The organism is Herbaspirillum lusitanum P6-12, assembly GCF_000256565.1.
Lineage (GTDB): Bacteria > Pseudomonadota > Gammaproteobacteria > Burkholderiales > Burkholderiaceae_D > Herbaspirillum > Herbaspirillum lusitanum.
In genome coordinates, this window is record NZ_AJHH01000122.1 from 1 (window position 1) to 10,926 (window position 10,926).

Here is a 10,926-nt window from a genome sequence, read left to right on the forward strand (position 1 = left end):
TGGGCCGCTTTTTTTATCTTCGAGCTTGCAACGCGTTCAGCCGTTGTTGACCACCAGACGCGGCTGGTCCTTGCCGAAACGTTGCACGATGGAGGCTGCAATGCCGTCGCTGTCGAGACCGCATTTGGCCAGCAACTGACCGGCGTCGCCATGGTCGATGAAGCGGTCCGGCAGTCCCAGATGCAGAATCGGCTTGTTGATGCCGGCCGCTGCCAGCGCCTCGGAGACGGCCGCACCGGCGCCGCCCATGATGCAGCCCTCTTCCACGGTCACCAGGGCATCGTGCGAGGCGGCCAGTTGCTTGACCAGTTCCACGTCCAGCGGCTTGATGAAGCGCATGTTGGCCACCGTGGCATTGAGCTTGTCGCCCGCGCCCAGGGACGGGGCCAGCAGGCTGCCGAAGGCCAGGATGGCGACGTTCTTGCCCTGGCGGCGGATCTCGCCACGGCCCAGGGGCAGGGTCTCCAGCGTCTGGTCCACTGCGGCGCCGATGCCTGCGCCGCGCGGATAGCGCACCGAGGCGGGACCGGGATACTGATAGGCGGTAGAGAGCATCTTGCGGCACTCGTTCTCGTCGGAGGCCGCCATCACCACCATGTTGGGAATACAGCGCAGGAACGCCATATCGTAATTGCCCGCATGCGTGGCGCGCGATCGAGCGCGAACGTGACGTCGAGGTTTTGCAATGCCACGTCGTGGATCAACTGGTCATAGGCGCGTTGCAGGAAGGTCGAGTAAATCGCCACGACCGGCTTCATCCCTTCGCAAGCCATGCCGGCGGCAAACGTCACGGCATGCTGTTCGGCGATGCCGACGTCGTAGTAGCGATCGGGGAATTTCTGCTCGAAGCTGACCATGCCAGAACCTTCGCGCATGGCGGGCGTGATGCCGACCAGCGTCTTGTCCTGCGCGGCCATGTCGCACAGCCATTCGCCGAAGACCTGCGTATAGGTCTGCTTGCTTGCCGCGGCCGGCTTGATGCCTTCGGCCGGGTTGAACTTGCCGGGACCGTGGTACAGCACAGGATCGGCTTCGGCCAGCTTGTAGCCCTGGCCTTTCCTGGTGACCACGTGCAGGAATTGCGGACCCTTGAGATTCTTCAGGTTTTGCAGCGTCGGGATCAGCGAATCGAGATCGTGACCGTCGATCGGGCCGATGTAGTTGAAGCCGAATTCTTCAAACATGGTGGCCGGGACGATCATGCCCTTGGCATGTTCTTCAAAGCGCTTGGCCAGCTCCAGCATCGGTCCCGGCAGCATCGACTTGCCGACGTTCTTGGCCTTGGCGTAGAACTGCCCGGACATGAGGCGCGCCAGGTAGCGGTTGAGCGCGCCCACCGGCGGCGACGGCGATGGCGTGACGATCTTCACCCTTGGTCTTGGCCGCCAGCGCCATGCCGAGCGCAGCGGAAATCGATGTCGACGAATGCGCGGTGCCGAAGGTGTCGTGTTCGCTTTCAGCCCGGCGCGGGAAGCCCGAAATGCCGTCAAGCTGGCGCAGCGTCGACATCTGGTCGCGCCGGCCGGTGAGGATCTTGTGCGGATAGGTCTGGTGACCGACGTCCCAGACGATGCGGTCTTCCGGCGTGTTGAATACGTAATGCAGCGCGATGGTCAGTTCGACCGTGCCGAGATTGGACGAAAGATGCCCGCCGGTCTTCGATACCGAATCGAGGATGAAGGCGCGCAACTCGTCGGCCAGGGGCTTCAACTGAGTGCGCGGGAGTTGCCGCAGATCGGCGGGGCTGTTTATCGTATTGAGCATGCTGGGTCTTGTCACCGTTAATTGGTTTCTTGCGAGCGGAGGAATTACCGCTGCGCTCGCTTATGCCTTGCGTTGCACGATCAGGTCGGCAAGTTCATGCAGGCGCCGGGCCTTGTCGCCGAACTGTTCCAGCGCCTTGTGGGCGTCGTTGCGCAGCTTTTCGGCCAGGGCCTGCGATTCGCTCAGGCCGAGGATGGATACGTAAGTCGGTTTGTTGTCGGCCGCATCCTTGCCGGCGGTCTTGCCGAGCGTGGCGGAATCCGCCGTCGCGTCGAGAATATCGTCGACCACCTGGAACGCCAGGCTGATCGGGCAGGAATACGCTTCCAGCGCGGCCTGTTCGGCCACCGTCAGATTTTTGCCGCTGCAGGCGCCAAGCAAAATGGCGGCGCGCAGCAGCGCTCCTGTTTTGAGCCTGTGCATCTGCTCCAGTTCCGCCAGCGACAAGGTCATGCCGACGCTGGCCAGATCGATGGCCTGGCCGCCGCACATGCCGGTCGAGCCGGCCGCCTGCGCCAGCAGGTTCAGCATCTTCAGCTGGCGCGGGGCATGTTGTTCTTCGATGTTCTCGGACAGCACCGCAAACGCCTGTGCCTGCAACGCGTCGCCTACCAGCAAGGCGGTTGGCTCGTCGTACCTGACGTGCACCGTCGGCTTGCCGCGGCGCAACGCATCATCGTCCATGCACGGCATGTCGTCGTGCACCAGCGAATAGACATGGATCATTTCCACGGCGGCGGCGGCACGGCCGAGCAATTGCTCCGGCGCATCGAACAGCTCGCCGGCCGCATACACCAGCAAGGGCCGCACGCGCTTGCCGCCGTCCAGTGCGCTGTAGCGCATGGCCTGGTGCAGGCGCGCAGGGATTTCGGTGACCGCCGACAAATAGGCGTCGAGCGTCCCTTCCATGCCGGCCTGGACGTGTTGCATCCAGTCGGTGAATGCGGCATCCGCTTCGATCCGTGCGTTCATTCCCCGTCCTCCGCCGGCTCGCCGACGCCGGTGCCGAGCAATGGCTTGAGCATGTCGCCTTCAAGCACCTTGACCTGGCTGTCGACCTTGTCGAGCTGCACCGAGCAGAACTTGACCAGTTCGGCGCCGCGCTTGTAGGCGGCGACGGAAGCTTCCAGCGGGAGTTCGCCGGCTTCCATCTGGATGACCAGTTGTTCGAGCTCTTCCATGGCCTCTTCGAAAGAGGCGGGCTGGCTGACTTTGACGGGATTCTTTGGCATAGTGGCTGATTTCAGATATAGGCCGTCATTTTAGTGCAATCCGCCACAGATGGGCGGCCGAGGGCGCATTTTTCAGGTGATTCAGACGCGCAATCGGCCCTGAATGAAGGGATTTATGGCATAATCCGCAGTTCTGTCCAAAATTTCCTCTTCATATTATTTGAACTCAGGTTTTTGCGGATTCTTTCTCTCTTAGGTTGGTGCAAATTAATTTGGGGGCGGAGATGTCCGATCTTGCTACTTTTGCCAAACTGGCGCGTTCAAACGCGCAACTACCAGTTGACGTCTATTTTGACGATGCGCTTTTCAAGCGCGAAATTCACCAGTTATTTCAACAGGGGCCTCGTTACGCCGGCCATGAACTGATGGTGCCCAATGTCGGCGACTACGCGACGCTGCCATGGGAAAACGAAGGTCGCATGCTGGTGCGCAACGCGCACGGCATCGAACTGATGTCCAACGTCTGCCGTCATCGCCAGGCCAAGATGCTCGACGGTCGCGGCAACGCGCGCAATATCGTCTGCCCGCTGCATCGCTGGACCTACGATCTCAAGGGCGACCTGATCGGCGCGCCGCATTTCGGCGAGACGCCGTGCCTGAACCTGTCCAAGACGCCTTTGCAAAACTGGAACGGCCTGCTGTTCGAGAATAACGGCAAGGACGGCAACGACGTCGCTGCGCAATTGAAGCAGTTGGGCGTGACGCGCGACCTGGATTTCTCCGGCTACCTGTTCGATCACGTCGAAGTGCACGAGTGCGACTACAACTGGAAGACCTTCATCGAGGTCTACCTGGAGGACTACCACGTCGAGCCCTTCCATCCGGGCCTGGGCAGCTTCGTCAGCTGCGACGACCTGAAATGGGAATTCGGCAGGAATTACAGCGTGCAGACCGTGGGCGTCAATCACGGCCTGGCCAAGTCCGGTTCGCCGACCTACAAGAAGTGGCAGGAACAGGTGCTGCGCTTCGGCAACGGCCAGCCGCCGAAGTACGGTGCGATCTGGCTGACGCTGTATCCCAACATCATGGTCGAGTGGTATCCGCACGTGCTGGTGGTGTCGACGCTGTGGCCCAATGGTCCGCAAAAAACCACCAACGTGGTGGAGTTCTACTACCCCGAAGAAATCGCCCTGTTCGAACGCGAGATGGTCGAGGCCGAACGCGCTGCGTACATGGAGACCTGCGTCGAGGATGACGAGATCGCCCTGCGCATGGATGCCGGGCGGCGTATACTCATGGATCGCGGCACCAGCGAAGTCGGGCCGTACCAGTCGCCGATGGAAGACGGCATGCAGCACTTCCATGAATGGTACCGGTCGCAGATCGCGGTGCAGGAAAACTGAATTTCACTCTGAATCCACATCTGAATTTTTGAGGAAAGCATGCAGAAAGCGCCGATGATGCGATGGTCACGATGTAGTCCGACAGCATCTGCAGCGCCAGACCAATTCTGCAGCATCTCCGATTGACGTACGATCCGAAGGCAGCGCCGGCACCAGCTTGCGCTGCCTGTTTTTTTGTCCTCGCTTTCGAATAGAGTATCGCCATGCAATCCCTCTGGATGCTTGTTGCCTCCTTCCTGTTTTCCATCATGGGCGTCTGCGTCAAGCTGTCGTCCGACTACTACTCCACCGCTGAAGTGGTGTTGTGCCGAGGAATAGTTGGCGTCGCCTTCATCTACGGCCTGGTCAAGATCCGCGGCGGCACGCTCAGGACGCCCTACCCGCGCGACCATCTCATCCGCGGCGGCGTCGGCGTGATTTCGCTATGGCTGTGGTTCTATTCGTTCGGCTTGCTGCCGGTGGCGACCGCCACCACACTCAACTACATGTCGTCGATCTGGATCGCCGCGATGCTGTTCGGCGTTGCCTGGTGGCAGGGCAAGAAGCGTTTCGAATGGGGCCTGGCCGGCACGGTGCTGCTGAGCTTCGTCGGCGTGGCGATGCTGCTGCGGCCGTCGATCGATTCCGATCAGTTGCTTGGCGGGCTGATCGCGCTGTTTTCCGGCGTGCTGTCGGCGCTGGTCTACCTGCAGGTGCGCAAGCTCGGCCTGCTGGGCGAGCCGGAATACCGCGTGGTGTTCTACTTCTCCTTCACCGGTTTGCTGGCAGGCCTGGCCGGCAGCGTGGTGATCGGTCGCATTCCGTTCTGGCATGCGCATTCGGCCAAGGGCCTGGCGCTGCTCGTCACCATCGGCCTCACCGCGACGCTGGCGCAGATCGCCATGACGCGCGCCTACCGGCTCGGCAATACGCTGGTCACGGCCAACCTGCAATACACCGGCATCGTGTTCGCCAGCCTGTGGGGCTTGTTCATCTGGAACGACGCGCCGGGCTGGATGGGTTGGACCGGCATCGCCATCATTCTGATGAGCGGTGTAGTCTCGACGTTCTACAATCAGCGTTCTCAGCAACAATCCCGACAATCCCGCAACCTGCCGGCGATTGATCCGATCGCCACCGAAGTTTAGGAAGAGGAATCACCATGACCTACGCCACACTGATTTCCGCAGCCGACCTGGCTGCCCATCTCGACGACGCCAACTGGCTGGTGATCGACTGCCGCCACGACCTCGCCAATCCCGACGCCGGCGCGCAAGCCTACGCCGCCGGGCATGTTCCGCAGGCGCGCTTCGCCCATCTCGACAAGATCCTGTCGGGCGCCAAGAACGGCGCCGACGGCAAATTCAAAGGCCGCCATCCGCTGCCGGAGCGCCAGGCCTTCATCGACGCCATGCAGGAACTGGGCGTCGGCAAGGGCACGCAAGTCGTCGCCTATGACGCCCACGGCGGCATGTTCGCCGCGCGCCTGTGGTGGCTGCTGCGCTGGATCGGCCACAGCGACGTGGCCGTGCTGGACGGTGGCATGGCGGCCTGGCAGGCCATCGGCGAGCCGCTCAGCGCCGAGACGCCGGCGCCAGCCACACCAGGCAGCATCCAGGATCTGACTTCGCTGGTGCAGACCGTCGATGCCCAGGCGCTGGTGGAGAACATCAAGACCCAGGCGCTGCAGGTGATCGACGCCCGCGCACCGGATCGTTTCCGCGGTGAGAACGAGACGCTGGATGCGGTGGGAGGCCATATCCCGGGCGCGAAGAACCGCTTCTTCAAGGACAACCTGCAAGCCGATGGCCGCTTCAAGGGGGCGGCGCAACTGCGCGAGGAATGGCTGACGCTGCTGGGCGATCCGCAGGCAGCCGTCATGCAGTGCGGCTCCGGCGTGACCGCTTGCCACAACCTGCTCGCGCTGGAAGTGGCCGGCTTGCCGGGCGCACGCCTGTATCCCGGTTCGTGGAGCGAATGGAGTTCGGATTCGTCGCGTCCGGTGGCGACCGGCGCGAAGCCCTGACCATAGATGACAACAGGTCCGGCGGCGCTCAGGCCGCCGGCATCTGCAAGCCTTGCATGAAGGCCTGTACGAACTGCCCCACCATCACCGGCGCATCGCGCCGCATCATCAGCACCACCGCCGACTGGAAGTCGGGCTCCCGTATATCGATGAAATGTACGCCCGCAACGGCGATCGCACGCATGCTGTCGGGCACGATGGCGATGCCGAAATCGGCGTTGACCAGGCTCAGCAGCGATGCCTTGCGCGAGGTCGCCCGCGCCGGCCTGGGAAAGAAGCCGTGCGCGATGCAACGCTCGGCCACCAGATAACTGAGGCCGCCGCGCTCGCGGTGCGGCATGGATACGAACAACTCGTCGCGCAGCTCGGCGATACCGACCACCTCGCGCTGCGCCAACGGATGCTGCAGCGATACCGCGACCACCAGCTTCTCCTGATACAGCGTGATGGTTTCCAGATGCGGATGCTTGCGCAGGATAGGGGTACGCGCCAGACCGAGGTCGGCGCGGCCTTCCTCGACGTCCAATGCCTGGTGTTCGGAGGAGGCCTGGGAAATTTCCAGCGTCACGCCGGGAAAAGCCTGCAGCACCGCGTTCAGGCAAGGTCCCAGCGGCGGCGACAGCGGCACCGAACTCGAATGCAGCAGGCGGATGGCGCCGCGTTCGCCTTTGTCGATGTGGTGCGCCTGCACGATGGCCTGGTCCATGTCGTCGAGAATCTTGCGCGCGCGGTCGTAGAAATCCTTGCCCGCCAGCGTCAGTTCGACCTGCTTGGCGTCGCGTCTTAGCAAAACGACATCAATATCGTTTTCCAGCTCCTTGATCTGGCGGCTCAACGCCGACTGCGCGATGTAAAGGCGTTCGGACGCGCGCGTGTAGCTGCCGGCGGCGACGATCTCGACAAAGTATTTGAGCTGTTTGATGGAAATCATGAGCGCCTATTGTGCCGCCATCGCGCTGCTGCCGTCATGCCGTTTTGCGATAATCGGACGGCGCATTTGATATTGGCGGCCGCACCGGCCAAAGCGCTACAGTCCATCCATCACCAGCAATGCGAAAGGGCTATCGTGTCGGAAACGTTCCTTGTCCTGCTCGGCTTCGGCGGGCTGCTGCTCAGCGTCGTGATCAAGCTGATGTGCCTGCCGATCAAATCCACCCGGCGTGACGGGCGCTGATTCTTAATGCTTAATGCGCGTGCGCGTGGCTGGTCAGCACCAGCACGATGACCACGCCGAGGCCGATTAGGATCACTTGCGGAATCGTCTCGCGCAGTGTGGCGCGGCGCTGCATCTGCGGCATCAGGTCGCTGACGGCGATATAAATGAATCCCGAGGAGGCGAACACCAGCACGTAGGGAATCCATTCCATGCCGCGCTCCAGCATGAAGTAGCCGAGCACGCCGCCCAGCACCGCCATCAGGCTGCAGATCAGGTTGTAGACGTAAGCGCGCGTGCGCGAAAAGCCGGCGTTGAGCAGCACAATGAAGTCGCCGATTTCCTGCGGGATTTCATGCGCGATGATGGCCAGGCCGGTGACCAGCCCCAGATGCGGATCGGCCAGGAAGGCGGCAGCAATCAGGATGCCGTCGGTGAAATTGTGCATGCCGTCGCCGACCAGGATCATCCAGCCGGCCTTGCCCGCCTCATGCTTGTCGTGGCCGTGGTGATGGCCGTGGCCGTCGTCTTCATGATGATGGGAATGGCGCAGGATGGACAGTTTTTCCAGCAGGAAGAACGCCAGCAGGCCGCCCAGCAAGACCGCAAACAGCTTGTGCGGCTCGGCCGATGATTCGAAGGCTTCCGGCAGCGCATGCAACAAGGAGGTCGAGAGCATGATGCCGACCGACAGGCTGACCAGGCGCTCGACCATCCTGGACAGCAGCGCGAACGAGAAAATCGCGGCCGCAGTGATGCTGAACACGCCGGCGATCGTCGTGGCCAGCAGGATGGAAAGCAGAGTGGAATTAATTTCGAGCCCCAATAGTCAGGAACAGCCTCAGGAAGTGGCAGATTAGACCATAGCTGATTTTTTTCGGCAAATGAGGGGCTAAGGAGAGGGGCCGTCCTGGGCGACGTCCGGACCGCTTTCATCTCCGTCCGCCGCCTCCGGTTCATGCCAGAACAACACTTCATCGATACGGAATTCAGGCCGCACGCCGTTGTTTTCGATCAGACCGTGGATCAGATTGAGCAGCACGTCGTCCTGGTAAGGCTTGCCGAGATAGGCATTGACGCCCAGTTCCATGGCGCGCTCGCGGTGCTTGGCAGCAGTCCGCGAAGTGATCATGATGATCGGCAGGGTCGCGGTGGCGGCCATGTCGCGGATATTGCGCGTCAGGTCGAAGCCGTCCATGCGCGGCATTTCAATATCCAGCAGCACGATGTCGGGACGCACGGCCTGCATCTGATGCAGGGCATCGACGCCGTCGGTGGCCAGCACCACCTGATAGCCCTCGCGCGTGAGCAGTCGATGCATGACGCGGCGCACGGTCAGAGAATCGTCGACGACCAGCACGATCTTGCGGCTGACTCCGCCATCGGCGCCCTGCAACTGCTCGCGCCGCAGCATGCGCTGGTAACCCTGACGCTGCGCCAGCTGGATGGGATTGAGGATCAGCACAATGCTGCCGCTGCCGAGCACGGTGGCGCCGACCACGCCGGTCATGCCAGTCAGCTGCGGGCCGATGCTCTTGGTGACGACTTCACGATTGCCGACGATGCGGTCCACCAGGATCGCCAGGAAGTCGTGGCCGCTCTTGATCACCAGTACCGGCAAGGCCTGCTGTTGCGGGATGTTGCGTTCGTCTCCCAGCAGCGCCGAAAGATAATGCAATGGCAAAGCGCGTCCCTGCCATTCCAGCAAGCCTTCGCGCAACACGCGATCCTGATCGGCGCGCTTGATTTGCAGCACCTGCTCCACCAGCAGCGAAGGAATCGCATAGCTTTGCTGGTCGAGCTCCAGCAGCACCACTTGCGCCACCGCCAGCGACAGCGGCAGATGGATGATGAATTGCGCGCCTTTGCCGGCGATCGTGGCGATGCTGATGCGCCCGCCCAGCGAGGCGACTTCCGAACGGACCACGTCCATGCCGACGCCGCGCCCGGCAATCGCCGTGACATTGCTGCTGGTCGAGAATCCCGGATGGAAGATGATGCTGGTCAACTCGGCGTCGGACAAGCGATGATGCGGATCGATCAAGCCCAGATGCAAAGCCTTTTCGTGAATGCGTGCAAGGTCCAGCCCCTGGCCGTCGTCGGATAGCCGGATCATCGCCTCGTTGCCTTCTTGCCGGACTTCCAGCAACAGCCGCCCCACTGCGTCCTTCCCCGCCGCCAGCCGCTGCTCGGCGCCTTCGATGCCGTGCGCGGCGGCATTGCGCAACAAGTGCTCGAACGGTCCCACCATCTTTTCCAGAATGCTGCGATCGAGTTCGACCGCGCCGCCGACGATGTCGAGCGCGAGCTCCTTGCCGGTTTCCTTCGCCATTTGCCGCACCAGCCGGTGCGGGGGTTCTTCGATGCCCCTGAACTGCACCATGCGCGCGTGCATCAGCTCGCGCTGCATGTCGCGTGTCAGGCGCGCCTGATGCACCAGACCGTTTTGCGTGCGGTCTACCGAGTCGAGCAGGTTCTTTTGCAGCGAAGCGACGTCGTTGACGCTTTCGGCGAGCATGCGCGTGAGTTCATGCAGGTGGGTGAACCGATCGAATTCAAGCGGATCGAAATGCTGGTTCTGCGGCTGCTTCTGGTTCGACGCTGCGATCTGGATCTCGGCCTGGATCTCGACTTCGCGCAGTTGCGTGCTCAGTCGCGCCACATTGCTGCCGAGATCGGCCAGATGCTGACGCAGGATATTGACTTCGGACTCCAGCCCGGAGCGCGAGATCGAAATTTCACCGGCCTGGTTGAGCACGCTGTCGAGAATGCCGACGCGGATGCGTATCAGCGGCGCAGCGGTGCCGGGCTGGGCTGGCGCTGATGTTGACGCTGGTGCTGCTGGCTCAACTGCAGCCTTGATGGGGTCGGTGCGCGCCACTGCTGTCATGGGCACGGCAGGCGCAACTGTATGCGACGATCCCGGCGCCGGCGCGGCAACGGCCGGCAACTGCAGGGCGTCGAACAGCTGCAGGCCCTGGTCGTACCGCGCCAGCAAATTATCGATCAGCGCCGCCGACGGTTCACCGTCGCGCATCATTTCTCCGATGCTGCTTTCAAGATCGTGCATGTGCTGGCCGAGGCGCATGGCGCCCGGCCATGCGCGCGCTGCCCTTGATGGTGTGCAGCGGTCGCAGCAAGTACTGGATCAGTGCCGTATCGCCCGGCGTCTTCTGCAGTTTGTACAAACTCTCGCCGACCTGAGGCAGCAAATCGCGTCCCTCTTCCAGGAAAATATCCAGCAGCTCCGGGTCGATCAGGTCGCCGCTCGGCTCGGGCGACCTTGCCCCTGCCGCTTGCGTGCTTTCCGCCGGAGCCGTCTTACCGCCGTCGTGGCTATGACGCCGGCGCACTTCCAGCGTCGTCAACAAGGTCTGCAGTTGCACTTGCACGACAGGGCGCGGCGGCGGCATGACGCCCGCTCTCCAG

Annotated in this window: 10 protein-coding genes and 1 pseudogene; 4 read left to right on the forward strand and 7 right to left on the reverse strand. The window is 62.3% G+C overall.

Going from position 1 to position 10,926, the window contains the following annotated elements:
* Positions 1 to 36 precede the first annotated feature (36 nt).
* The 3 genes and pseudogenes from dxs to HLUSI_RS0104160 all read right to left on the reverse strand — a co-directional run bounded on the left by dxs (position 37) and on the right by HLUSI_RS0104160 (position 2,996).
* Positions 37 to 1,764: pseudogene (gene dxs, locus HLUSI_RS26875) on the reverse strand (1-deoxy-D-xylulose-5-phosphate synthase).
* 60 nt (positions 1,765 to 1,824) lie between these two features.
* Positions 1,825 to 2,736 (reverse strand): polyprenyl synthetase family protein, encoded by a 912-nt coding sequence (locus HLUSI_RS0104155; protein WP_016832778.1) that lies wholly within the window; start codon positions 2,734 to 2,736, stop codon positions 1,825 to 1,827.
* Positions 2,733 to 2,996 (reverse strand): exodeoxyribonuclease VII small subunit, encoded by a 264-nt coding sequence (locus tag HLUSI_RS0104160; protein ID WP_016832779.1) that lies wholly within the window; start codon positions 2,994 to 2,996, stop codon positions 2,733 to 2,735. The genes HLUSI_RS0104155 and HLUSI_RS0104160 overlap by 4 nt, the downstream gene beginning before the upstream one ends.
* 224 nt (positions 2,997 to 3,220) lie before the next feature.
* Between HLUSI_RS0104160 and HLUSI_RS0104165 the strand changes: the two genes are divergently transcribed.
* The 3 genes from HLUSI_RS0104165 (at position 3,221) to HLUSI_RS0104175 (ending at position 6,344) form a co-directional block, all read left to right on the forward strand.
* On the forward strand, positions 3,221 to 4,339 hold the full coding sequence (locus HLUSI_RS0104165) for an aromatic ring-hydroxylating oxygenase subunit alpha (protein WP_016832780.1): 1,119 nt from the start codon (positions 3,221 to 3,223) through the stop codon (positions 4,337 to 4,339).
* A gap of 203 nt (positions 4,340 to 4,542) precedes the next feature.
* A complete protein-coding gene (locus HLUSI_RS0104170; RefSeq protein ID WP_029363115.1) occupies positions 4,543 to 5,466 on the forward strand; it encodes a DMT family transporter in 924 nt (307 codons plus the stop codon).
* A gap of 14 nt (positions 5,467 to 5,480) precedes the next feature.
* Positions 5,481 to 6,344 carry a sulfurtransferase gene (locus tag HLUSI_RS0104175; protein ID WP_016832782.1) on the forward strand — a complete coding sequence of 288 codons (864 nt, stop codon included), beginning with the start codon at positions 5,481 to 5,483 and terminating at the stop codon, positions 6,342 to 6,344.
* 28 nt (positions 6,345 to 6,372) lie between these two features.
* Here the strand turns inward: HLUSI_RS0104175 and HLUSI_RS0104180 are convergent, their stop codons facing one another.
* The gene (locus HLUSI_RS0104180; protein WP_016832783.1) at positions 6,373 to 7,275 is read right to left on the reverse strand and encodes a LysR family transcriptional regulator; all 903 of its coding nucleotides are present in this window, start codon (positions 7,273 to 7,275) and stop codon (positions 6,373 to 6,375) included.
* Positions 7,276 to 7,284: 9 nt separating this feature from the next.
* On the opposite strand from HLUSI_RS0104180, the gene HLUSI_RS32360 reads away from it, so the two are divergent.
* Positions 7,285 to 7,518, forward strand: a complete 234-nt coding sequence (locus HLUSI_RS32360) for a hypothetical protein (protein WP_016832784.1) — start codon at positions 7,285 to 7,287, stop codon at positions 7,516 to 7,518.
* 10 nt (positions 7,519 to 7,528) lie between these two features.
* Here the strand turns inward: HLUSI_RS32360 and HLUSI_RS0104190 are convergent, their stop codons facing one another.
* From HLUSI_RS0104190 to HLUSI_RS30905, 3 genes are all read right to left on the reverse strand, one after another.
* Positions 7,529 to 8,323, reverse strand: a complete 795-nt coding sequence (locus tag HLUSI_RS0104190; RefSeq protein ID WP_016832785.1) for a ZIP family metal transporter — start codon at positions 8,321 to 8,323, stop codon at positions 7,529 to 7,531.
* A gap of 66 nt (positions 8,324 to 8,389) precedes the next feature.
* Positions 8,390 to 10,567, reverse strand: coding sequence for a hybrid sensor histidine kinase/response regulator (locus HLUSI_RS26880; RefSeq protein ID WP_157137738.1), 2,178 nt, complete (start codon positions 10,565 to 10,567; stop codon positions 8,390 to 8,392).
* A partial coding sequence (locus HLUSI_RS30905; protein WP_238533916.1) for an Hpt domain-containing protein occupies positions 10,554 to 10,926 on the reverse strand: 373 nt, incomplete at its 5' end. The genes HLUSI_RS26880 and HLUSI_RS30905, both read right to left, overlap by 14 nt.